At 64.5% G+C, this 21006-nt stretch carries 23 protein-coding genes; 11 read left to right on the plus strand and 12 right to left on the minus strand.

Annotation, left to right across the window (positions count from 1 at the left end; translation table 11 throughout):
• Both VITFI_RS01650 and murU read left to right on the plus strand, forming a co-directional pair.
• Positions 1-585 carry a hemerythrin domain-containing protein gene (locus tag VITFI_RS01650; RefSeq protein WP_089415524.1) on the plus strand — a complete coding sequence of 195 codons (585 nt, stop codon included), beginning with the start codon at positions 1-3 and terminating at the stop codon, positions 583-585.
• A complete protein-coding gene (gene murU / locus VITFI_RS01655; protein WP_089415525.1) occupies positions 582-1280 on the plus strand; it encodes an N-acetylmuramate alpha-1-phosphate uridylyltransferase MurU in 699 nt (232 codons plus the stop codon). The genes VITFI_RS01650 and murU overlap by 4 nt, the downstream gene beginning before the upstream one ends.
• 7 nt (positions 1281-1287) lie before the next feature.
• Here the strand turns inward: murU and VITFI_RS01660 are convergent, their stop codons facing one another.
• Genes VITFI_RS01660 through gpmA form a run of 3 tightly spaced genes read right to left on the minus strand, consistent with a single transcriptional unit; the run spans position 1288 to position 3044 of the window.
• A complete protein-coding gene (locus tag VITFI_RS01660) occupies positions 1288-1686 on the minus strand; it encodes a hypothetical protein (RefSeq protein WP_157725514.1) in 399 nt (132 codons plus the stop codon).
• The gene (locus tag VITFI_RS01665) at positions 1683-2279 is read right to left on the minus strand and encodes a DUF6036 family nucleotidyltransferase (protein WP_232476727.1); all 597 of its coding nucleotides are present in this window, start codon (positions 2277-2279) and stop codon (positions 1683-1685) included. Before VITFI_RS01665 ends, VITFI_RS01660 begins: the two co-directional genes overlap by 4 nt.
• A gap of 21 nt (positions 2280-2300) precedes the next feature.
• Positions 2301-3044 (minus strand): 2,3-diphosphoglycerate-dependent phosphoglycerate mutase, encoded by a 744-nt coding sequence (gpmA, locus tag VITFI_RS01670; RefSeq protein WP_089415528.1) that lies wholly within the window; start codon positions 3042-3044, stop codon positions 2301-2303.
• A gap of 90 nt (positions 3045-3134) precedes the next feature.
• Between gpmA and VITFI_RS01675 the strand changes: the two genes are divergently transcribed.
• The 4 genes from VITFI_RS01675 (at position 3135) to VITFI_RS01690 (ending at position 5564) form a co-directional block, all read left to right on the plus strand.
• Positions 3135-3548, plus strand: a complete 414-nt coding sequence (locus VITFI_RS01675; RefSeq protein WP_089417913.1) for a rhodanese-like domain-containing protein — start codon at positions 3135-3137, stop codon at positions 3546-3548.
• Positions 3549-3683: 135 nt separating this feature from the next.
• Complete coding sequence (gene grxC, locus VITFI_RS01680) at positions 3684-3941, plus strand: glutaredoxin 3 (RefSeq protein WP_089415529.1); 258 nt, start codon at positions 3684-3686, stop codon at positions 3939-3941.
• A 94-nt stretch (positions 3942-4035) separates the two neighbouring features.
• Positions 4036-4485: a protein-export chaperone SecB gene (gene secB, locus VITFI_RS01685; RefSeq protein ID WP_089415530.1), complete on the plus strand. Its 450-nt coding sequence runs from the start codon at positions 4036-4038 to the stop codon at positions 4483-4485.
• A gap of 38 nt (positions 4486-4523) precedes the next feature.
• Positions 4524-5564: an NAD(P)H-dependent glycerol-3-phosphate dehydrogenase gene (locus VITFI_RS01690; RefSeq protein ID WP_089415531.1), complete on the plus strand. Its 1041-nt coding sequence runs from the start codon at positions 4524-4526 to the stop codon at positions 5562-5564.
• Here the strand turns inward: VITFI_RS01690 and VITFI_RS01695 are convergent.
• Together VITFI_RS01695 and VITFI_RS01700 are read right to left on the minus strand one after the other, a co-directional pair.
• The gene (locus VITFI_RS01695) at positions 5506-5967 is read right to left on the minus strand and encodes a tRNA (cytidine(34)-2'-O)-methyltransferase (protein ID WP_089417914.1); all 462 of its coding nucleotides are present in this window, start codon (positions 5965-5967) and stop codon (positions 5506-5508) included. The genes VITFI_RS01690 and VITFI_RS01695 overlap by 59 nt on opposite strands.
• The gene (locus VITFI_RS01700; protein ID WP_089415532.1) at positions 5939-6781 is read right to left on the minus strand and encodes a ComF family protein; all 843 of its coding nucleotides are present in this window, start codon (positions 6779-6781) and stop codon (positions 5939-5941) included. Before VITFI_RS01700 ends, VITFI_RS01695 begins: the two co-directional genes overlap by 29 nt.
• A 60-nt stretch (positions 6782-6841) precedes the next feature.
• Between VITFI_RS01700 and VITFI_RS01705 the strand changes: the two genes are divergently transcribed.
• Positions 6842-7747 carry a hypothetical protein gene (locus VITFI_RS01705; RefSeq protein ID WP_198301567.1) on the plus strand — a complete coding sequence of 302 codons (906 nt, stop codon included), beginning with the start codon at positions 6842-6844 and terminating at the stop codon, positions 7745-7747.
• Positions 7748-7792: 45 nt separating this feature from the next.
• Positions 7793-8407, plus strand: coding sequence for an SCO family protein (locus VITFI_RS01710; protein ID WP_089415533.1), 615 nt, complete (start codon positions 7793-7795; stop codon positions 8405-8407).
• Positions 8408-8416: 9 nt separating this feature from the next.
• On the opposite strand, the gene rpoH is transcribed toward VITFI_RS01710, so the two are convergent.
• The 5 genes from rpoH to VITFI_RS01735 form a co-directional block, all read right to left on the minus strand.
• Positions 8417-9340 carry an RNA polymerase sigma factor RpoH gene (gene rpoH, locus VITFI_RS01715; RefSeq protein ID WP_089415534.1) on the minus strand — a complete coding sequence of 308 codons (924 nt, stop codon included), beginning with the start codon at positions 9338-9340 and terminating at the stop codon, positions 8417-8419.
• Between the two features lie 92 nt (positions 9341-9432).
• Entirely contained in the window at positions 9433-10716 is a 1284-nt protein-coding gene (locus VITFI_RS01720; protein WP_089415535.1) for a glycosyltransferase family 4 protein, read from the minus strand.
• A gap of 14 nt (positions 10717-10730) precedes the next feature.
• Entirely contained in the window at positions 10731-12101 is a 1371-nt protein-coding gene (locus VITFI_RS01725; RefSeq protein WP_089415536.1) for an HlyD family type I secretion periplasmic adaptor subunit, read from the minus strand.
• Entirely contained in the window at positions 12098-13840 is a 1743-nt protein-coding gene (locus VITFI_RS01730; RefSeq protein WP_089415537.1) for a type I secretion system permease/ATPase, read from the minus strand. Before VITFI_RS01730 ends, VITFI_RS01725 begins: the two co-directional genes overlap by 4 nt.
• Before the next feature lie 103 nt (positions 13841-13943).
• The gene (locus tag VITFI_RS01735; RefSeq protein ID WP_089417916.1) at positions 13944-15224 is read right to left on the minus strand and encodes a formylglycine-generating enzyme family protein; all 1281 of its coding nucleotides are present in this window, start codon (positions 15222-15224) and stop codon (positions 13944-13946) included.
• Between the two features lie 85 nt (positions 15225-15309).
• Here VITFI_RS01735 and VITFI_RS01740 point away from each other — a divergent pair, with 85 nt between their 5' ends.
• On the plus strand, positions 15310-17934 hold the full coding sequence (locus VITFI_RS01740) for a glycoside hydrolase family 9 protein (RefSeq protein WP_198301568.1): 2625 nt from the start codon (positions 15310-15312) through the stop codon (positions 17932-17934).
• Between the two features lie 10 nt (positions 17935-17944).
• Here the strand turns inward: VITFI_RS01740 and VITFI_RS01745 are convergent, their stop codons facing one another.
• Together VITFI_RS01745 and VITFI_RS01750 are read right to left on the minus strand one after the other, a co-directional pair.
• Positions 17945-18709, minus strand: a complete 765-nt coding sequence (locus tag VITFI_RS01745; RefSeq protein ID WP_089415539.1) for an enoyl-CoA hydratase — start codon at positions 18707-18709, stop codon at positions 17945-17947.
• On the minus strand, positions 18706-19671 hold the full coding sequence (locus VITFI_RS01750) for a LysR family transcriptional regulator (protein WP_198301569.1): 966 nt from the start codon (positions 19669-19671) through the stop codon (positions 18706-18708). Before VITFI_RS01750 ends, VITFI_RS01745 begins: the two co-directional genes overlap by 4 nt.
• Before the next feature lie 72 nt (positions 19672-19743).
• On the opposite strand from VITFI_RS01750, the gene VITFI_RS01755 reads away from it, so the two are divergent.
• Together VITFI_RS01755 and VITFI_RS01760 are read left to right on the plus strand one after the other, a co-directional pair.
• Positions 19744-20088 (plus strand): protocatechuate 4,5-dioxygenase subunit alpha, encoded by a 345-nt coding sequence (locus VITFI_RS01755; protein WP_089415541.1) that lies wholly within the window; start codon positions 19744-19746, stop codon positions 20086-20088.
• A 39-nt stretch (positions 20089-20127) separates the two neighbouring features.
• Positions 20128-20982, plus strand: coding sequence for a class III extradiol dioxygenase family protein (locus VITFI_RS01760; protein ID WP_089415542.1), 855 nt, complete (start codon positions 20128-20130; stop codon positions 20980-20982).
• The last annotated feature ends 24 nt before the right edge of the window (positions 20983-21006 follow it).

Genomic DNA, 21006 nt, shown 5'->3' on the forward strand with positions numbered 1-21006 from the left:
ATGCGACCGCTTGCCTACACCGTCATCCGTGACGAACACAACGCCCTGGCGGCCATCTTGCGTTCGCTGCCGCAGTTGTTGGAACACGCCCGCCGCGCCGAGCAGTTGCCCGACTTTGGCCTGCTGCGCGCCATGCTGTTCTACATCGACGAATTTCCGGAGCGCCTGCACCACACCAAGGAGTCGCGCTTGTTGTTTCCCAAGTTGCGCCAGCGCGTGCCGGGCTTGGTGGAAATTTTGGCGCGTCTGGATGCCGAACACGCCAAGGGTGAAACCGCGATCCGCCACTTGGAGCACCTGCTTTTGGCCTTCGAGGTCATGGGCGAAGCGCGGCGGGAAGCGTTTGAGGTCGGCGTGTCGCGCTACGTGGAGTTTTACTTGACGCACATGGGCATCGAAGAACAAACCCTGCTGCCGGCGGCCCTGGCCCACTTCAGCGCCGAGGATTGGGACGAGCTGAACCAAGCGTTCGCCCAGAACCGTGATCCGCTGGCCGGCCACGGTTCGCTGACGGATTACGCTCCGGTGTTCAGCCGCATCGTCAACTTGGCGCCGGCACCCATCGGGCTGGGAGCGGCAGCGTGACGCAGCCGCCCCGCGCACTGATCCTGGCCGCTGGTCGCGGCGAGCGCATGCGCCCGCTCACCGACGCCTGCCCCAAACCGCTGCTGACGGTGCGTGGCAAACCGCTCATCGTGTATCACTTGGAAGCGCTGGCCGCAGCGGGCGTGCAGGATGTGGTGATCAACACCGCTTGGCTGGAAGAACAATTCCCCGCTGCGCTGGGCGACGGCCAACGCTGGGGGCTGCGCCTGCACTACAGCATGGAGCAGCGGGATCATGGCGGTGCGCTGGAAACTGCCGGTGGCATCGCCAAAGCCCTGCCGCAACTGGCACCGGACGGCGTCAGCCCGTTTTGGGTGGTGTCCGGGGACGTGTTTTTGCCTGGTTTTGATTTCCCGGCGGCAGCGGTGGCAGCGTTTGCGGCCCGTGCGCGGCTGGGGCAACTGTGGCTGGTGCCGAATGCGCCACACCATCCGCAAGGGGACTTTGGCCTCAGCGACGAGGGCTTGGCCTTGCGTGAAGCGCCCGAGAAACTGACGTGGGCGAGCGTCGGGTTGTTTCGCCCGGCGCTGTTTGCCGATGTGCCCGTTGGCACCCGCTTGGCGCTGCGTCCCAAGCTGGACGAGGCGCTGGCCGCTGGGCGACTCGGCGCCCAACGCTGGGCCGGCGCGTGGACGGATGTGGGGACTGTGGAGCGCCTGGCCGGCCTTCAATGACCGCCGTTCAATTCATCGGGGGCAAGGATTCAGCCCCCGCGTCGCCCACGATGAAATGCCGTGTTTGCATGGGCTGCAATCCCGGTAAGAACTGACGGTAAGCTGCCTCAAAAGCTTGCATGTCGCAAGGCACGGCCCATGTTTCACGGGCTTGGCCGACTTGGCGAAGCAGCTCCCGCTTGCGTCCCCGTTCGACCAAGTTGTAGAAACTGAGCCGCTCCACCAGACTGAGCGCATCACCTGCATGCGGCGCACCCTGGACGGAAGCCAGATCAACGGCGCCATGTCCGTACCAAATCGCCAACGCAGCGCGATGCACCACATCAGCACTGACCCGCGACAGCCCTTGCTGCGCGACTGCTGAAAGCGCCACCCCAGCCCCGCTTCCCTCAACCCGAATGTTCATGACAACCCCGCGTGGTACTTGCGGACGTACCCCAGTTTTGAAAGCAGATCACCGGGGCGCCCGACGTGATACTGCTCGACATCTTGCGTCAACTTGAGGAGAAAATCCCAGGATGCCCCCGGAAAGTCCATCAAGGTCAAGATGTCAGCAACGTCCGCCTCTGACAAACGACCCAATTTGGTCAGGGCCAAATCTTCGCGTGCGGGCAAAAAAACGACCAGCGGTGAACCTTCCAGACGCTCAAGCTCTGTCGCACGGGATTCGAAATCCTCATGCAAAGGCCCCAGCGTCGCGTTGTAAGTCAGATCGAATTCCAGCAAATCTGGCGCATCCTCGGCATCCGATTGCACCAAGACGTAGCCAACCTGTGCTTTGGCTGCATGTAAATCGCGCCGAGGCACCACTGCCGTGAGCAGATCGACATCCAAATCACTGCTCACGCGAGAGGCTGCGTAGAGGTGAACCGCACAGCCCCCGAAAATGTACGCACGCACCGAATGCACCGGCGTTCCGCGAGCTTTCAGCACGTCGCCCAACTGTCCTAGCAACGCGAAAATAGCGGCGGAAAATGATGCAAACCGTGGCGTGCTCATCACCAATGGGCCGTGGAGGCGTCAGGCCTTACCCTGATTCGCCACCGCCGCCGCAGCCTTGGCCGCTGCTTCGGCGTCGCCCAGGTAATAGCTCTTGATCGGCTTCAGATCGGCGTCCAGCTCGTACACCAGCGGAATGCCGTTCGGGATGTTCACGCCAACGATGGCATCGTCACCGATGTTGTCCAAGAACTTGATCAGGGCACGGATGGAGTTGCCATGCGCGGCAATCAGCACACGTTGGCCGCTCTTGATCGCCGGCGCCAGCGCGTCATTCCACGCGGGGATGACGCGGGCCACGGTGTCCTTCAGGCACTCGGTCAGCGGCACTTGATCCGGGTTGAGCTTGGCGTAACGCACGTCTTGGCGTTGGCCACGCGGGTCGGTCGCTTCCAGGGCGGGCGGCGGGGTGTCGTAGCTGCGGCGCCAGACCAGCACCTGGGCGTCGCCGTACTGCTTGGCCATGTCGGCCTTGTTCAAGCCTTGCAGGCCACCGTAGTGACGTTCGTTCAGGCGCCAATCTTTCACCACCGGCAGCCAATCCCGATCCATCGTGTCCAGGCAGTGGTTCAGGGTGTGAACGGCGCGCTTCAGCACCGAGGTGTAGGCCACGTCGAACTCATAGCCTTCGGCCTTGAGCAACGCACCAGCGGCGCGGGCTTGGGCCACGCCGGTGTCGGTCAGTTCGACATCCGTCCAGCCAGTGAAACGGTTTTCCAGATTCCAGGTCGATTCGCCGTGGCGGATCAGCACGAGCTTGTACATGGCCAAAAAGCGCCACGAGGGCGCAGCAGAGTGGAGCAAAGCCTCAAATTCTATAATTTGCGGTTTGCGCCAACCCTGACGGATGACAACGTGAACTTCTTGCTTGAAAACTGGCCTTTGGTGACGATGGCCGTGGTGTCCGGAGGGCTGCTGCTGCGGCCCTTGCTGCAAGGTGGCAGCGGCGAGGGCGTGCCGCCCAGCGAGGCCGTGCGCCTCATGAACCGCGAAAAAGCCGTGGTGATCGATGTGTGTGAACCGGATGAGTTCGCCGCTGGCCACATCGGCAACGCCCGCAACCTGCCGCTGGGTTCGTTGGACGGCGCCAAGGGGTTGCCGGGTAACAAACAACTGCCGTTGGTGATCGTCTGTGCGGCGGGCGTGCGGGCGGCGCGTGGCGCCAAAGTGCTGCGCGACAAGGGTTATGAGAACGTCCACGTGTTGGCCGGCGGCATGCGGGCTTGGCGTGAAGCCAATTTGCCCGTCGAATCCAGCAAAGCTGCTTGACACCAGGCTTTTGACCCGTCGCTTCGGGGGGCCATCGTGCCACTCGCCCATGCCGCCATGGCGGTTTGATGACAATTTACGCACGTTGCCGACGGTTGTCGTGCGTGAATCGTTGTCTTGCTGAGAGTTGTCGCCATGAACAAGGTGCTGATGTACACCACCCAGGTCTGCCCCTACTGCATCCGCGCCAAGGCGCTGCTCAAGCAGCGCGGCGTGAGCGAAATCCAAGAAATCCGCGTGGATCTCGATCCGGTGGCCAAGGGTCACATGATGGAGATCACTGGCCGCCGCACCGTGCCGCAGATTTTCATCGGCGACACCCACGTTGGCGGCTGCGACGACTTGGTCGCGCTCGATCAACGCGGCGGCTTGCTGCCCTTGCTCAACGCCTGAGGCCCCACCTTTCGGGCCATCGGCCCTGCGACATAATGCGCCTCGCAGCCCGCCCCCACTTCCGGGTACGGGCTTTTTTCATTGCGAGACGACCATGGCCGATCAAGACCTGACCCCTGTGTTCCAGATTCAGCGCATGTACCTGAAGGACATGTCGCTGGAGCAACCCAACTCGCCGCAAATCCTGCTGGAACAGCAACAACCGCAGGTGGACATCCAGCTCGGCCTGAGCGGTGAAGCCATTGCGGATGGCGTGTACGAATCGTGCGTCACGGCCACCGTCACCACCAAGATCGGCGACCGCACCCTGTTCCTGATCGAAGCCAAGCAAGCCGGCATTTTCGAGATCCGCAACCTGCCGCAAGAGCAGGTCGAAGGCATCCTGAACGTGGTGTGCCCGCAGATGATTTACCCGTATCTGCGCGCCGTGGTGTCGGACGTCTGCACCCGCGCTGGCTTCCCGCCGATCCTGCTGACGGAAGTCAACTTCCAAGCCATGTACGAATCGCGCATGCAACAAGCCGCCAACGGCTTGGCTGCCTGATCACGCGAATCGCCGCTCACGCCTTGCTGTTCTGAGCAATGCGAATCACGGTATTGGGTGCCGGCGCCTGGGGCACAGCACTGGCCATGGCGGCTGCCCGCCATCACCCTGTGCAGCTCTGGGCACGCGACGCGGCCCAAGCGGCGCACATGCAGGCCGTCCGCAGCAACCCGCGTTACTTGCCCGACCTCGCCTGGCCGGCGCCACTCACCGCCACCCCTGACTGGGACGCGGCCATGCGCCACGCCAGTCACGACGATGGGCTGTTCATCATCGGCACGCCGATGGCCGCCTTGCGCGCCACGCTGGCCGCTTTGCCGACGCACGCCCGGGTCTTCTGGCTGTGCAAAGGGTTTGAAGCGGGCACGGGCTTGCTGGGGCATGAAATCGCCGCGCAGGTGCTGCCGCATGGGCGGGTGGGTGTGCTGTCCGGGCCGAGTTTTGCGCAGGAAGTGGCCACCGGGCAGCCGACTGCGCTGGTGGCTTCCAGCTTCGATGCCGAACTCACCCGCCTGGCGGTGACGGCCTTGCACAGCGACGCGCTGCGCATCTACACCTCGGACGATCCCGTGGGCGTCGCAGTCGGTGGGGCGGTGAAAAACGTGCTGGCCATCGCCACGGGCATCTCCGATGGGCTGAATCTGGGGTTGAACGCCCGGGCGGCGCTCATCACACGGGGGTTGGCGGAAATGTCGCGCCTGGGCGTGGCGATGGGCGCCCGGCTCGACACCTTCATGGGCCTGACCGGGCTCGGAGATTTGGTGTTGACCGCCACGGGGGATTTGTCACGCAATCGCCGCGTGGGCCTGTTGCTGGCCGAAGGGCTGGCCTTGCCGGACGTGCTGGCGCGTCTGGGGCATGTGGCCGAAGGCGTGTACAGCGCCAAGACGGTGGCCCAGCGCGCTGCCGCGCTGGGGGTGGACATGCCATTGACAGCAGCGGTGAACGCGGTGCTGGATGGGCGGGAAACGCCTCGGCAGGCGGTCGAGCGGCTGATGCGGCGGGATGCGCGGGCGGAGGCTACCCAAACCCGTTCTGCCGCCACGCCTCAAACACCGCCACCGCCACCGCATTGCTGAGGTTGAGGCTGCGCTGCCCTGGCCGCATGGGCAGGCGCACGCGCTGACTCAGCGGGAAGGTCTCGCGCAAGGCCGGATCGAGCCCGGCGCTTTCGCGGCCAAACACCAGCGTGTCGCCGGGTTGCCAGGTGATGTCGGTGTGTGGGCGGCTGCCGTGGGTGGTGAACGCAAAGCAGCGCTCTGGCGCCGGCTGCTCGGCGGCGATAAACGCCGCCCAACTCGCATGGCGCCGCACGGTGGCGTACTCGTGATAGTCGAGGCCCGCCCGCTGCAACAGCTTGTCATCCATCGAAAAGCCCAAGGGCTCGATCAGATGCAAGGCGCAGCCGGTGTTGGCCGACAGCCGAATGATGTTGCCGGTGTTCGGCGGGATTTCAGGTTGAACCAGGACGATGCGGAACATGCGGCGCATTGTCGCCGCCCAACGCCGGGGCCGCTGCGTCTTCCAACTCTCGCGGGCTGGGCGTGCGCGCCACCACCCACCACGACACCGCCCGCGCCCCGCCCTCCAACAACGCTTGGCCGGCAGCCCGCAGCGTTGCGCCGGTGGTGAGCACATCGTCCACCAAGGCAACGTGCTGACCTTGCAAACGCGCCCGTGCCAGCGGGTGCGGCATGAAAGCTTGCCCGAGGTTTTGCAAACGCTGCGCCCGATCCAACGCGGTTTGTTGGCCCGTGCTGCGCCAACGCAGCAGCGCCTCGGGGTCATAGGGCAAATCCAGCGCTCGGGCGACGTGGCGGGCGATCTGCCCGGCTTGGTTGAAACCCCGCTCACGCAGGCGGGCGTCGGACAAGGGCACCGCCGTCACCCGCGTCACCGGCCCGGCGGGTGACGGTGGCGCGGCCCGCACCGCATCCACCAACAGCGCGGCCAGCCAGGGCACATGGTCCAAACGACCGTGGAATTTGAGCGCCGGAATCAGCGTGCGCCACGGTTCAACGTAATCCACCGCCGCCACCGTGGCCGCTGGCCCAGGCGGTTGGTATTGACACGCCGGGCACTCGCCCCCCCCAACCCATGGCACAGCGCAGCGCGGGCAGCGGGCCTTTGGCGCGGCGTAGCGTTGCCGGCAGGGTTCGCAGCGCGCACCGCTGGCCCAGGCATCGCACACCGGACACACCCCCGGCCACGCGGCCAACACCCGGTCCACGCCCTGGCGCCACCAAGGCCCGAAGCGGAAACGGGCCTTGTGGAGTGGGTCGGTCGGAGCGGGCATCGGCTCAATATACTGGCCGGCCCCTGCGCCTTGGCGCCTCTGTTTTTGCTGGCCGTGCCCATGTCCGACGTTTCATCCTCTGCCGAATTGAGCCACCGGCTCGACCCCGCCGCCGCCCAGCGCGTGCGCCAACGGCTGCTCGCAGCCCAGCCGGCACCGTGGCTGCATGAGGAAATTGGCCGGCGCATGGTGGAGCGGCTGGCGGTGATTCGCCAAACCCCCGCCTCGGTGCTGTTGTGGCCCGGCGACGATGGGCCGCTGGCGCCCGAGCTGCGCGCCGCCTGCCCCGCTGCGACGTTCCAGCGGGTGGTGGAGCATCGCCCGCCCGCTGGGGATGGCCGACCGTGGTGGTCGCGCTGGCGGGGTGAGGCGCCACCGCGTGAGTTGGCCCCCGAAGCCGCGTTGGCGGGGCAAACGGCGCTGTTGTGGTCGGTGATGCGCCTGCATGGGGAGGCCGACCCGCGTGCGCTGCTGGCGGCGTGGCGCCGGGCGTTGGCGCCGGACGGTTTCGTCATGTACGCCACGCTGGGGCCGGGCTCGCTGCCGCAATTGCGGACGCTGTATGCCCGCCAAGGCTGGGGGCCGGCGTTGGCCTTGCCGGTGGACATGCACGATTTGGGCGACATGATGGTCGAGGCCGGGTTTGCCGATCCAGTGATGGATCAGGAGCAGTTGCACCTCACCTATTCCTCGCCGGAAGCCTTGCTGGAGGAACTGCGCGGCTTGGGGGCGAACACCGCGCCCGGTCGGTTCTCCGGTTTGCGCACGCCGCGCTGGCGGGCCGAGTTGCTGGCCGGTTTGCACCGCCTGGCCGATGCCCAGGGCCGGTTGCACCTGACGCTGGAAGTGGTTTACGGCCACGCCTTCCGCGCACCGGACAAAGGCCCCGCCGTGAGTGCCGACACGCGCATTGCGCTGGACGACATGAAATCCATGCTGCGCCGTCGCCCACCGGGCGGAGCGTGATCGGCGTCACGTTCAGGCTGGCGAGCTGCGCTAAGGTGCGCGGCCATGCAACACCTTCTGACTCGACGCCACCTGCTCGCTGTGGCAGGCACCGCCGCCTTGAGCGGCTGCGACAAACTCGGCCTGGGCGGCACGCCGCAACCGGCTTTCAAGGGTTTGAACATCACCGGGGCCGACTACGCCCGCCGCCTCAGCCTGCCCGACCAAAACGGCCAGCCGCGCACTTTGGCGGATTTCAAAGGCAAGGTGGCGGTGGTGTTTTTCGGCTACACCCAATGCCCGGACGTGTGCCCGACGACCTTGATGGAGCTGGCCACGGTCAAACGTGATTTGGGCGCGCAAGGGGCGTTGGTGCAGCCGGTGTTTGTTTCCGTCGATCCCGAGCGGGACACACGCGAGTTGCTCAAAGCCTACATGGCGAACTTCGGCCCGGATTTTCTCGGGCTCTCGGGCGACGCGGCCCAAACCCAAGCCGTGGCCAAGGAATTCAAGATTTATTACGCCAAAGTGCCGAGCAAAACGAGCGGCAATTACACGGTGGATCACACCGCCGGCTCGTATTTGTTCGACAAACAAGGCCAGGTGCGGGTGTTTTCCCGCTACGGCAGCGGCGCCGAAGCGCTGGCGCATGACTTGAAGTTGTTGCTGGCAGAGCCGTGACGCGCCTGCTCAGGCCGTTTCCAACGCCTTGCGCATTTTTTTGAGCGCCGCCACCTCGATTTGGCGGATGCGCTCGGCGCTGACTCCGTATTCGGCGGCCAACTCGTGCAGCGTCATGCCGCCGGAGTTGTCATCGTTGACCTTGAGCCAGCGCTCTTCAACGATGCGCCGGCTGCGCGCATCCAACGACTCCAGTGCTTGGATCACACCGTGGCTGGCCAACGCATCGCGGCGGCGCGATTCGATCACGCGGGTCGGCTCGTGCGTGTCGTCGGCCAAATAGGCGATGGGGGCGTAACTTTCTTCGCCATCGTCGGTCTGCGGCTCCAGTGCCACGTCCCCGCCCGACAAACGGGTTTCCATTTCAACCACGTCTTCCGGCTTGACGTTGAGTTCACGCGCCACCACCTCGACTTCGTCCGGGGTCAGGGTGTTGCGGAACGTATCGTGGTCGGCGGCGTGGCCCTTCAAACCTTGTTTCATCGAGCGCAGGTTGAAGAACAGCTTGCGCTGCGCCTTGGTCGTCGCGACCTTGACCATGCGCCAGTTCTTCAAAATGTACTCGTGGATCTCGGCCTTGATCCAGTGCATGGCGTAGCTCACCAAGCGCACGCCCTGATCCGGGTCGAAGCGCTTGACGGCTTTCATCAGCCCGACGTTGCCTTCTTGAATCAGATCGCTCTGCGGCAAGCCGTAGCCCAGGTATTGGCGCGAAATCGACACCACCAAGCGCAGATGCGACAACACCAAGCGCCCGGCAGCTTCCACATCGGCCTGGCTGCGCAGCTTGCGTGCCAGATCCGCTTCTTCCTCGGCCGTCAGCATGGGCAGGCGGTTGACGGCGCTGATGTAAGCATCCAAGTTGCCAACCGGCGGCACCAGGGCCCACGGGTCACGCAGCGTCAGCGCAGAAGAGGGAGTGTGTGTGTTCATGCGGGGTTGTGAGTCCACCAGAGGGGAACGGTTCCCTTGATATTAGCACTCCCCCAGAGGGAGTGCTAAACCCACCCCATCGGCCCGAAAGCTCACACCGATGAGGCAGGCGCCACAGAGCGGCCCGCCGTCTCCATCAAGAACTTCACCCCCGCTGGCAAACACACCCGCTTCAGATCGAATCGGTTGACCACACTGGTGCGCGCCGCCTGTCGCACAGCTTCGAAACGCGCCGGATCGGCCAGCACCTGGCCCAAGCGCGCCAAGATGTCCTCCGGATCAAAGAAGTTGACCAGCAGGCCGTTGCCACCGTCCACGATCACGTCTTCGACCGGGGCGGTGCGGCTGGCCACCACCAACGCACCGCAGCTCATCGCCTCCAGCAGCGACCACGACAGCACAAACGGGTACGTCAGGTACAAGTGCGCCGTCGTGACTTGGAAGATGGCGTGCAAATCCTTGTGCGGCACTTTGCCGGTGAAATGCACCCGTTCCAGTTCTGCGTCGGTCAGCCCTGGCGTGGCGGGGCTGCCGGTGCGGATTTCGTCCAGCAGCACTTCGCGCCAACTGCGTCCGCTGGCATGGCGCTGGCCGTAGCTGACATCGTCGCCGCCCACCACGATCACCCGCACGTCCGGGTGGCGCCGCAGCAGCTTGGGCAACATGCGCATGAAGATGTGGAACCCCCGATACGGCTCCAAACCCCGTCCCACGTAGGTAACGATGGGCTGGCCCTTGCGGTATTCACGCCCCTGCCACGTCCAACAGGCGTTGGGATCGGGGCGGATGGCGTCCGTGTCCACCCCTTCGTGCAGCAGCGTGATTTTGGCCTGGTGGGCCACCGGGAAACGCGAGCGCTGCCACGGCGTCGGCGACACCCCCGCCGTGCAGTTCTCCAGCGCCGACAGGTGCATGCTGTTGCGCATGGTCATGCGGCACAAACCGTCCAGCGAGGTCGGAAACTCCGGGTCGAAGTTGACGTCGCCGCCTTGGTTGGCGAAGAAGAACTCGAAGTAGTTGATGAGCGGCACGTGGGGCAGCACATCCCAGACAAACAGGCTCTCGCCCCAGCCGGGGTGCGCCACGATCAGATCCGGCACCAACCCATTTTTCTTCAACTCGCGCAGGCAGCGCACCACTTGCTGGCCTCGACGCACTTGGGCATCGACATCGCGCAAATACCCGTGGATCTTGTCCCGATCCGGCGCTGGGGGCACGGTGTACGCCATCACCCGGATGCCCGGATGCAACTGGAGACACCGCGCCAGCGTGTGGCGCTCGCAGATGCCCAACACCTCATGCCCCGCTTGCAGCAAAGCTTGAATCAGATGGGTGAACTGGCCCGGCAGGTTTTGATGAATGAACAGAAAACGCATCGCACTGACACTCTTTAATGCTCTCGGAACGAGCGGCGGAAATAACCCGTCAGCGGCTCCATCAGGAACCCGAAGGGCGTACGCTCAGAAATTTTCAGGTACGCCTCCACCGGCAAACCGGGCTGCATCGGCATGCCGCTGCTCTTGAGCGCCTCAGGCGCCACATGCAGCACCGCCGTCAGGAACTGTGCGCCGCTGCGCTGGTCTTCCACCGCGTCAGCCGACACCCGAATCACCTCGGCTGGCAACAGTTTTTCACTGCGGCTGTAACCGGTGTTGATGCGCACTTCGGCCTGAACCCCCGCGACCACGTCCGCCCCCGTCTCCAACGGAATGCGCGCTTCAATGACCAGTGGTGCATCCACGGGCACGATGTCCACAATCGGCTCGCGGGCGCCCAAGGCCGAGCCCGGTGTGTTCACCCGCAAGTTCAGCAAGCGCCCCGACTCCGGCGCCGTCACTTTCTGCCGCGCATGGTCGTCTTGGCTGGAACGCAACCGCTGCCCCGTGTCGGACAGGCGCCCCGCCACCTCACGCAATTCATCCGAGGCGCTTTGGCGCAGGTTGTCACGCAGCATCTGCGCGTGAGCCCGCAAGCTGCCCAAACGCTGTTGAGCTTGTGCCAATTCGGCCTCGTTGCTCAGCCGGCGGGACTCGTAGTCACTCAGCGCCCGCTCCAGCGCCAGCACCCGCGTGCGGTTGACGAACTGCTCTTTGGCCAGTTGGCGGTTCAGCTCCAACTCCTCACGCATGGCCCCGATGGCGTTGCCGGCGTTGTCACGCTCACGCAAACGGGCTTGGATTTCGGCCTCGGTGCTGCTCATTTGCGCCTCATCCCCCTGCAACTGGGCGGCCAGATTCGCCTGGCGGGCCTGGAAACTGGCGCGCTCCTTGCGAATTTGCTCGGACAACTGCGCTTCGCCCTTGAATTCCTCCAACAGCGCGGGCGCAGGTTGCCATGTTTTTTGGCCCGCCAGCTCGGCCTCCAAACGCGATTGGCGCAGCCGGTCGGCCAGAAACTGGGCCCGCAGCATGTCCACCGAGGCTTCGACGCGCACGTCTTCCAGCTCCAGCAGCACGTCCCCCTTTTGCACCAACTGGCCTTCTTTCACAGGGATGCGGGCCACGGTGCCCCCATCACGGTGGGTGACGGTGCGACGGTTGGCCTCGACTTTGACCAACCCCTGTGCCACCACCCCCCCGGAAATGGGTGCGAACAACGCCCACAGCACAAACAAACCCACCCACAGGCCGATGACCCACAGCCCACGCAACTGCATGATCCGCGCACGCTCGGCCAAGGGTACGCGCACCACCACAGCGTCCACGGAACCTTGCGACGCCAGGGTGGGCAAAGAGACTGGGGAAGCACTCGTCAAGCTCATGCGGTTTGCCCTCGTGATTGATGGGGATGTGCCACCACAGCCGCCGACCGCTGCGCGGCCGCGACCTGGGACTGCTGCGCCTGCTGGGCTTGGGCCTGCAATTGGGCCTGGGTGGCGGTGCGTTCAACTTGCCCGTCCCGCATGACGATGACTTTGTCCGCCACGCCCAACAGGCGACGGCGTTGGGTCACGGCCACCACGGTGGTACCACGCTGCTTGAGGCCTTGCAAGGCATGCATCAGGGCGTCTTCGCCTTCGGAGTCGAGGCTCGCGTCGGGCTCGTCGAGCACGACCACCGCCGGAGCCTGGTACAGCGCCCGCGCCAAGGCCACACGCTGCCGCTGCCCGCCCGACAAGCGCCGGCCACCTTCACCCACTTGGGTGTCGTAGCCCTGCGGGAAACGCAAGATCAGCTCATGCACCCCCGCCGCTTTGGCGGCAGCGATGACGGCTTCGGCACAGTCGTTCTCCGGCGTTTGCGTGAACCGGGCGATGTTTTCGGCCACGGTGCCGGAAAACAGCTCCACATCCTGCGGCAAATACCCGAGGGCGGGGCCCAGCACGCGGGGATCGTATTGTCGGATGTCCGCCCCATCGAGCCGCACCACGCCAGCCGAGGGGCGCAGCACCCCGACCAGCAAACGGGCCAGCGTCGTCTTGCCGGCGCCGCTGCCCCCCACCAAGGCCACGATCTCGCCCGGTGCCGCGTCGAAACTGACTTGGCGCAGCAAAATGCGTTGGCTGTCGGGCGTGACATGGGTCAACCCTTCGACCTTGAGGTGCCCCTGCGGGCGCGGCAGCGTCGTGGCCACCACGCCTTCGGGGGGCTTGGCCAGCAGCTCATCCAACCGGCCAAACGCCAGTCGGGCTTCCGTGAAGGCGCTCCAACTGCCGATGATTTGCTCAATCGGCGCCAGCGCACGCCCCAAGATGATGGTGGTGGCCAGCATCACCCCGGAAGAAGCGCCCTCGTGGATCACCAGCCAAGCTCCGAGGGCCATCATCAGCACCTGCACCATTTGCCGCAGGGTGCGCGTGCTGGCCGACAACACGCCAGTGCGCGACCCCATCGTCAGGTTCCGATCGTGAACCGACGCCGTTTGCTCGGCCCAGCGCCGCGACAGGGTGTCACTCATGCCCAGCGCCGTCACCACTTCGGCGTTGGCCAGGCAGCGATCCGCCCAGCGCCCTGCGGCACGCATCTCTTTGAGGGTGCCGTCCAGGCCAGACCGGGTGCGCTGGTTGTTGCTCCACGTCAGCCACAGCAGCACCAGCACGGACACGATGGCCAGCAACCCCAAGCGCCAATCAAATGCCGCGATGAGCAGCACGTAAACAACGGCCCAAGGCGCGTCGAACAAGGCCACCACCGGCGTGCCGGACAAAAAGTTGCGCAGCGTGCTCAGGTCTTTGAGACCGTCATCGGCGGCGGTGGTCGTCTGGCGGGCGTTGGTGACGATCAGGTGAGACAGCAACGTCGGCCCGAAACGCTGCTCCAGCGACATCCCCACCAGCGACAGCAACCGGCTGCGCACCTGATCCAGCGCACCGAAAGCTGCCAGCGTCACCCCGGTGAGGATCGTCAGCATGACCAAGGTCTCGATGCTGCGCGTCACCAACACCCGGTCGTACACCTGGAGCATGTAGATGGAAGGGGCCAACAGGGCCAAATTGATGGCCAAGCTGAACAAAGCGGGCCAACGCAAGCGCTGGCGTAGAAAAACGGCAAGGTCGGTCATGACAATAAAACGCGACAAAAAAGCACGAGGAACCCCGCGCCGCCGGGGACTGTACTCTGGATCAGGGGAGTCTCTCGACGAGACTCACCACCCAAAGCCCACATCAAGCCCCCGCACTGGCTGGTTTGGCTGCGGGTGTCCCGGCATCCACGGTCCCCACCAAACGCACCACCAGCCGGAAACCGATGTAGGGGTCACGGCGTTGCTTGACGCTGCCAGAACGGGCAATCAAGCTCAACCCGTCATCGGTCATGGAGGCGTAGCTGCCCCCACGCACCACCCGCATGCTGGCCGTCGGGCTGAACACATCCCGCGCATCGGACGGAATCGCAGCGCGGTTTTCACGCCAAGGCGAGGCCAGCCATTCGTTGACGTTGCCGATCATGTCGTACAAGCCATAGCCGTTGGGCCGCCGCCCCGCCACCGAGCGAATGCCCCCCGAACATTTGCCGAACTGCGATTGCAAGCAGCGCTCGGGCAACGGCAAATCTTTTTTCCACAAGTAGGGCTCGGTGTAGAGGCCCCCGCGTGCGCTCAGCTCCCACTCGGCTTCAGAGGGTAAGCCTATCGACTCGACCTTCACGCCCAGGCGATTGGCGTACCGTTTGGCAAACCACCGGGCATATGCCTCGGCATCGACGGCACTGACGCAGCGAATCGGCGCGGTTTCGTCGCCACTCATGGCGGGATCGTCCCAGCGACACGGATCGATCGTCATGCCGGTGGGCTGGTAGTCGCGGTCGGGGGCGTTCCAGAAGGCGCGCCACTGCGCCACAGTGACTTCGGTGCGAGCCATGGCAAAACGGTGCCTGAAGCTCACACTGATCGCTTCTCGATCCGACCCGAGCGTCACGGTGCCAACGCGGGGAATGACGATGAAGGTCGGACACGCTTCCTTGCTGGTGCAGCCGGACACGTACAGCTCCGCCAAGTCATAAACCGGCTGATTTTTCGCCTCTGCCGCCCGCTGCTCCATGGCCGCCGCCTGCTTGGGATCGACAAGCAACCGAACCGCGTCCAACTCCGCTTGCAGGCGCATGGCCCGCTGACCGGCGTCCAGGGCGTTGCGCTGGGCTTCTTGCACGTGGACACGCGCCTCTTGCAGTTGGACTTCCTTGGCGCTGAGGCTGTCTTTCAGGGTTTTGATGTCCGCGCTGGTTTGCAGCAATTGGGCTTGCAGCTCGCCTTCCTTGGTGGGCAGCAGCGCAGGCACCCAGGATGGCATGTTCGCGCCATTGGCCGTTGTACGCACCGGGCGGGAGGGCGCCACGATCACCAGCGCCAGCAGCAACGACAGCCCCCAGCGCAACAGGGCCGCCCATGGGATCCGTGGCCGCCAGCGCGTCGCCACGGAGGAGCGTCCAAAACGCGCAAATCGTTTCATGATGTCCTGTTGTTTCCGATCACGCTTGCCATTGTCAGGGCTTCACATGCACACACTCACTGCACCTCCCCAGCTCCACCCCCCTATGGCCTCACGCCGCATCGCGCCCATCGGTGTGTGGGCTCGGCATTTGGGCCTGGCGGGGGCCATCGCCACGGGGGTCAGCGTGGCCACTGCGGCCCCGGCGCAGATTTCACCATTTCTCAAAGTGGATCAGTTCGGCTACCTGCCGGACAGCCGCAAACTGGCCATCGTGGTCGATCCGCAGGCTGGATCGAACGCAGCGGCGGCCTTCGCGCCCGGCACAGGCGTGGGACAGTACGAAGTGCGCCGCTGGGACGACGACCGTGTGGTGCTTCGCGCCACGCTGCAAGCTTGGCGGGCGGGCGCCACTCACTTCCAATCGGGCGACCGGGGCTGGTGGCTGGATTTTTCCAGTGTGAAAACCCCGGGCGCCTACTACCTGTATGACAGCGTTCGCCGCGTCGGATCGGGGCGCTTCGACGTGGGGCCCAAGGTCTATGACGAGGTGTTGCGCCAAGCGTTGCGGGTGTTTTATCACCAGCGCTTGGGGGTGGCGCATCCCAGCCGCTACGCCGGGGCGCGCTGGGCCGACGCTGCCAGCTACCAGGGGGCTCAACAAGACCGCTTCGCCACCAGCCGCTACGCCAAAGGCGACGCCCGCACCGCCCGCGACTTGCGCGGCGGCTGGATGGACGCTGGCGACACCAACAAGTACACCACTTTCGCCCAATCGGCGGTCTTGCAGTTGCTCGAAGCGTACCGACTCAGCCCACAGGTGTTCACCGATGCACTGGGCATTCCCGAGTCCGGCAACGGTCTGCCCGATGTACTGGACGAACTCAAGTGGGAACTGGCCTTCCTTCAGCGCATGCAAGACGCCACAGGCACCCACGGGTTGTTGCTCAAAGTCGGCGTGGACACCGACGAAGGCAGCGCCAGCCCGCCCAGCAGCGACACCCGCCCCCGCTACTACCTGCCCGAATGCACCTCGGCCACGCTGGCGGGCAGTGCGATGTTGGCGGCAGGGGCGGTCGTGTACCGGGGCATCGCGTCCCAGCAAACGTATGGGAATGCGTTGCTGACCCGCGCTCAAGCGGCCTGGCAACGTGCCAAAGTCACCACGCAAAACTTCAGCACCTACCAAACCCAGTGTGACGATGGGCACATCCGTGCGGGCGACGCCGACGTGTCGGCCACCGGCCAACTGGCCAGCGCGCTGACGGCAGCGGTGTATCTGTATGAAGCCACGGGCAAGGCGGAATACCGGCAATTTGTCGAACAGCGCTACACCCAAGCGCCCCCCTACAGCGACACCTGGTGGGGGCCCTACGGCCACGCGCAACACCTGGCGCTGCTGCGGTATGCGGGTTTGCCGGGCGTGTCGGCGACGGTGGCGGCCAACATCCGACGGCAAAAACAGGGGATGAACGGCGTGATGTCGATCGATGATGACCAAGCAGGCACCGACTTGTACCGCGCCCATCTGCCCGATGCGCAATACCACTGGGGCCACAACCAAGTGCGCGCCAACGTGGGCAACCTCAACCTGGACTTCATCCACTTCCAGCTCAACCCCACCCAGCGCGCCCAATACCGGGCCATTGCCGAGCAGCACCTGCACTGGCTACACGGTGCCAACCCGCTGGGGCTGGTGATGCTGTCGAACATGAACGCCCATGGAGCCGAGTCGTCGGTGCGCCAGATTTACCACACCTGGTTCACCGATGGCAGCGCGTGGGACGACGCGCAAACCTCCCCCAAAGGCCCGCCACCGGGTTACGTCACCGGCGGGCCGAACAAGGGTTACAGCGGCCCTGTGGCTGGCATCACCGACCAGCCGCCCCCAAAAGCGTACCGGGACTGGAATGCCGGTTGGCCGGAAAACTCGTGGGAGTTGAGCGAACCGGCGATTTACACGCAAGCCGCCTACGTGATGCTGTTGAGCCGCATCATCGCCAGCCAGGGCAGCACGCCCGTGGTGACCGACACCGAGCCTCCCAGCGCACCGGGCGCACCGGTGGTCAGTGCGCGCACCGCGCAGGGTTTCAGCTTGAGCTGGGCGGCGAGCACGGACAACACCGGCGTCACGGCCTACGACCTGTACACCGGCACGACGCTGCTGCGATCCGGCCTGACCGACACCCGCGTGACCCTCAGCGACCAACCGTGCGCCCGCCCCTTCACCCTCCGCCTGACCGCACGGGACGCCGCTGGCAACACCTCGGCGTTCGGGCCGGCCACGACCACATCCACCCTGGCCTGCCAAGCCCAAGAGGTGTACACCGACACCTTGGGCAGCGGTTGGAGCGATTGGTCATGGAACGCCACGCGCCAGTTCAATGACACCACCCACGTCCACACGGGCACACAGGCGATCCGGGTGGATTTGAGCAACTGGGGCGGCCTGTCCCTGCGCCACGACAGCGGCTGGAGCACGACCGGCACCACGCTCCGGTTCTGGGTGTACAGCCCACAAGCCACGCCGTTGCGCCTGTACACCCAAAGCAGCGATGGGGGTGGAGACAGCGCTTCCGTCAACTTCAGCACCCTGGCGGGCCAGTGGCAACAGGTGTCGGTGTCCATGAGCCAGCTTGGGAATCCGAGCTGGCTCAAGCGTTTGAACATTCAACTGGCTTCGGCAGGCTCAGGCACGATCTACGTCGATCAAATCGAGCTGCTGCGCTGAAGCGCGGGGTTCAAGCGAACTTGGAAAAGTCCGGCTTGCGCTTTTGGAAGAAGGCTTGGAACGCCTCCTGCGCTTCCGGGCTGCGCAGACGTTGACTGAACAGTTCACCCTCGCTTCGCATGATGCCGCGCAGGGCCGTGGCCTGGCCGGCGTGCATCAACTGCTTGATTTGGCGAACCGCGCCCGGCGGCAGCTCGTTGAAACGCTCGGCCACACGCCGAGCGTGGTTCAGCACTTCCGAAGGGGGCAGCACGGCATTGGCCAAACCACACTCCAGCGCTTCAGCGGCGGAGAAAGGATCGCCCAGCAGCAGCTTTTCGGCGGCACGGCGCTGCCCCATGAGTTGGGGCACCAGCCAACTGGCGCCAAACTCCGGCACCAAGCCCAGGCTGGCAAACGGCATGGCCAAGCGGGCCTCGTCACTGATGTAGACGAAATCGCAGTGCAACAGCATCGTTGTGCCAATGCCGATGGCCGACCCGGTGACGGCGGCCACCACCGGTTTGTCACACGCCAACAAAGCGCGCATGAACACGAACACCGGCGAGTCCTCCCCTTGAGGCGGACGCTGGACAAAATCTTCGATGTCATTGCCCGAAGTAAAGATGCCCGGCTGCCCCGTGATCAACACCGCCCGCACCTCCGGGTTGGCTTGAGCGGCCACCAAGGCATCGGCCAAGGTTTGGTACATCGCCAAGGTCAGGGCGTTTTTCTTTTCAGGACGGGCGATTTCCAGGGTCGCCACCCCGTTCACGACAGCGGTTTTGATGCTCATACAAGGTCTTTCTGTGGTGAATCGCGTCGGGGACGCACAAGGGTTGGCATTGTGCCCAGCAAGGTCTGACGCAACCAAGTGTGAACCGGATCGTGCTGATGGCGCAGGTGCCACACCATGTACATGGCCAGTGTGGGCGTCGAAACGGGCACAGGCGCCTGGGCCAATCCACGCAGTACCCCCTCACCGAGCAGACCGGGGGCAGTTGCCACCCACGGCCCCGCACGCAGCAAGCCTGCCAAGCCGGCAAACCCCGGCACCAAGGCCACGATGCGACGCTGTATGCCTTGGGCCAGCAGCCAATCATCCAGCTCCAAACTGCGCCGGGGTTCGTACAACACACTGACATGCTCGGCGGCCAGATAGTCGGCCAAACCTTGCGGGGCGACACGCTGTTGGGGGTCGTAGAACACACGGTAGGTGTCCTCGAACAAGCGGCGCTGCACGATGTCCGATCCTTCCGGTGGACGCGGGGTCAACACCAGATGGCACTCCCCTTCGCGCAGCAACGCGGGCTGTGGAGCGCCCGAAGGGATGACGCGCAGCGTCACCCCAGGTGCCTGCGCCCGCAGCGCACGCAGCAGCGGGGGCAGGAGCAAATCCCGCTGCAAATCATTGGCGGCGATGGTGAAACACGCCGTGAGCTGCTCAGGAACCACCCCACCGGCCCAACTGAAAGCCCGCAGTTCGTCCAGCAGGGTGCGCGCACGGGCGGCCAGAACATCGGCGTGCGCCGTCGGCACGATGCCGCGCCCGGACTTGACGAACAACGCATCCCCCACCAGCCCCCGCAACCGCTCCAAGGCATGGCTGACGGCCGATTGGGTCAACCCCAACCGTTGCGCCGCCCGCGTGATGCTGCCGCACTCGTGAACACACAGCAACAGTTGCAACAAGTGGCCATCCAAGTCGAGATAAGCCGGTGAAGGCGTTGATGCATCGATTTTTTTCATGGATCGCATGAGTATGCACCGCTTTATCGCAGACCCGCCCCGCGAAATACTGGGCCACCCCAGCCTCCACCGGAGACACCCATGCCCACCGAAACCCCGATTCCTGGCACCACGCTGTTCGATGGCACCCAAGCCATGAAAGGGTACGCGCTGAACAAGATGTGCTACTCGTTCAATTCCGCCGCCAACCGGGTGGCGTTTCAACAAGACGAAGACGCTTACTGCACCCGCTATCAGTTGAACGACGCACAGCGCAACGCCATCCGAAACCGTGATGTGCTCGGCCTGATCGCCGCAGGGGGCAATGTGTATTACTTGGCCAAGTTCGCCGGCATCTTGGGGTTGGACGTCCAAGACCTGGGTGCCCTGCAAACGGGCATGAGCAAAGACGCATTCAAAGCCATGCTCGTGGCGGCTGGCCAGTGATCTAACCCACCGAATTCATTGTTTGAGGAGACACGTCCCATGGCACACATCGTCGGTGGCATCACCACATCCCACGTTCCTGCGATCGGTCGCGCCATCGCCCGAGAACTGCAACAGGATCCCTATTGGAAGCCCTTTTTTGATGGCTTCGCCCCCGTTCACACCTGGCTGGAACAAGCCCGCCCCGATGTGGTGGTGGTGTTCTACAACGATCACGGCCTGAATTTTTTCCTCGACAAGATGCCCACGTTTGCCGTGGGCGCTGCGCCCAGTTATGTCAACGCCGACGAAGGCTGGGGCATTCCGCAGGTGCCGGCGTTTCCAGGGGAGCAACACCTGTCATGGCACCTCATCAACCAGCTCATCGACGCTGAGTTTGACCTCACCACCTGCCAAGAAATGCTGGTGGATCATGCTTTCACCCTGCCGATGGCACTGCTTTGGCCGGATCAGAATTGGCCGGTCAAGGTCGTGCCGGTGTGTTTCAACACCGTGCAGTTTCCGCTCCCGTCGGCCAAGCGCTGCTGGGCATTGGGGGAGGCCATCGGCCAAGCTGTCCGCACATGGCAGACCGACGACGGTCGTGAACCCCGCGTGCTGTTCCTTGGCACCGGTGGACTGAGCCATCAACTGGACGGCGAACGGGCCGGTTTCATCAACAAGGCGTTCGATCTCCAGTTCATGAACAGCCTGATCGAAGACCCGAAGTGGGCCACCCAATTCAGCGTTCACCAACTGGTGGAAAAAACGGGCACCCAAGGGGTGGAGCTGCTGATGTGGCTGGCCACCCGCGCTGCGCTGGGTGAGCAAGTCCGGCGAATTCACCAGAATTACCACATCCCGATTTCCAACACCGCTTCGGGCCTGATGGTGATGGAACCGGTGCAAGGCTGACCCGAACGCAAAAAGCCCGCAAGC

The organism is Vitreoscilla filiformis (assembly GCF_002222655.1).
GTDB classification, from domain to species: Bacteria; Pseudomonadota; Gammaproteobacteria; order Burkholderiales; family Burkholderiaceae_C; genus Ideonella; species Ideonella filiformis.

Bases quoted from the DNA above. Each gene is read 5' to 3' on its own strand.
- VITFI_RS01665 (WP_232476727.1), bottom strand. From the start codon at position 2,279: ATGAGCACGCCACGGTTTGCATCATTTTCCGCCGCTATTTTCGCGTTG.
- VITFI_RS01700 (WP_089415532.1), bottom strand. From the start codon at position 6,781: ATGCCCGCTCCGACCGACCCACTCCACAAGGCCCGTTTCCGCTTCGGG.
- rpoH (WP_089415534.1), bottom strand. From the start codon at position 9,340: ATGAACACACACACTCCCTCTTCTGCGCTGACGCTGCGTGACCCGTGG.
- VITFI_RS01730 (WP_089415537.1), bottom strand. From the start codon at position 13,840: ATGACCGACCTTGCCGTTTTTCTACGCCAGCGCTTGCGTTGGCCCGCT.
- VITFI_RS01755 (WP_089415541.1), top strand. From the start codon at position 19,744: ATGCCCACCGAAACCCCGATTCCTGGCACCACGCTGTTCGATGGCACC.
- VITFI_RS01705 (WP_198301567.1), top strand. From the start codon at position 6,842: ATGTCCGACGTTTCATCCTCTGCCGAATTGAGCCACCGGCTCGACCCC.
- VITFI_RS01690 (WP_089415531.1), top strand. From the start codon at position 4,524: ATGCGAATCACGGTATTGGGTGCCGGCGCCTGGGGCACAGCACTGGCC.
- VITFI_RS01695 (WP_089417914.1), bottom strand. From the start codon at position 5,967: ATGTTCCGCATCGTCCTGGTTCAACCTGAAATCCCGCCGAACACCGGC.
- VITFI_RS01720 (WP_089415535.1), bottom strand. From the start codon at position 10,716: ATGCGTTTTCTGTTCATTCATCAAAACCTGCCGGGCCAGTTCACCCAT.
- VITFI_RS01740 (WP_198301568.1), top strand. From the start codon at position 15,310: ATGGCCTCACGCCGCATCGCGCCCATCGGTGTGTGGGCTCGGCATTTG.
- VITFI_RS01650 (WP_089415524.1), top strand. From the start codon at position 1: ATGCGACCGCTTGCCTACACCGTCATCCGTGACGAACACAACGCCCTG.
- VITFI_RS01760 (WP_089415542.1), top strand. From the start codon at position 20,128: ATGGCACACATCGTCGGTGGCATCACCACATCCCACGTTCCTGCGATC.
- VITFI_RS01750 (WP_198301569.1), bottom strand. From the start codon at position 19,671: ATGCGATCCATGAAAAAAATCGATGCATCAACGCCTTCACCGGCTTAT.
- secB (WP_089415530.1), top strand. From the start codon at position 4,036: ATGGCCGATCAAGACCTGACCCCTGTGTTCCAGATTCAGCGCATGTAC.
- VITFI_RS01735 (WP_089417916.1), bottom strand. From the start codon at position 15,224: ATGAAACGATTTGCGCGTTTTGGACGCTCCTCCGTGGCGACGCGCTGG.
- VITFI_RS01660 (WP_157725514.1), bottom strand. From the start codon at position 1,686: ATGAACATTCGGGTTGAGGGAAGCGGGGCTGGGGTGGCGCTTTCAGCA.
- VITFI_RS01745 (WP_089415539.1), bottom strand. From the start codon at position 18,709: ATGAGCATCAAAACCGCTGTCGTGAACGGGGTGGCGACCCTGGAAATC.
- VITFI_RS01725 (WP_089415536.1), bottom strand. From the start codon at position 12,101: ATGAGCTTGACGAGTGCTTCCCCAGTCTCTTTGCCCACCCTGGCGTCG.
- gpmA (WP_089415528.1), bottom strand. From the start codon at position 3,044: ATGTACAAGCTCGTGCTGATCCGCCACGGCGAATCGACCTGGAATCTG.
- grxC (WP_089415529.1), top strand. From the start codon at position 3,684: ATGAACAAGGTGCTGATGTACACCACCCAGGTCTGCCCCTACTGCATC.
- VITFI_RS01710 (WP_089415533.1), top strand. From the start codon at position 7,793: ATGCAACACCTTCTGACTCGACGCCACCTGCTCGCTGTGGCAGGCACC.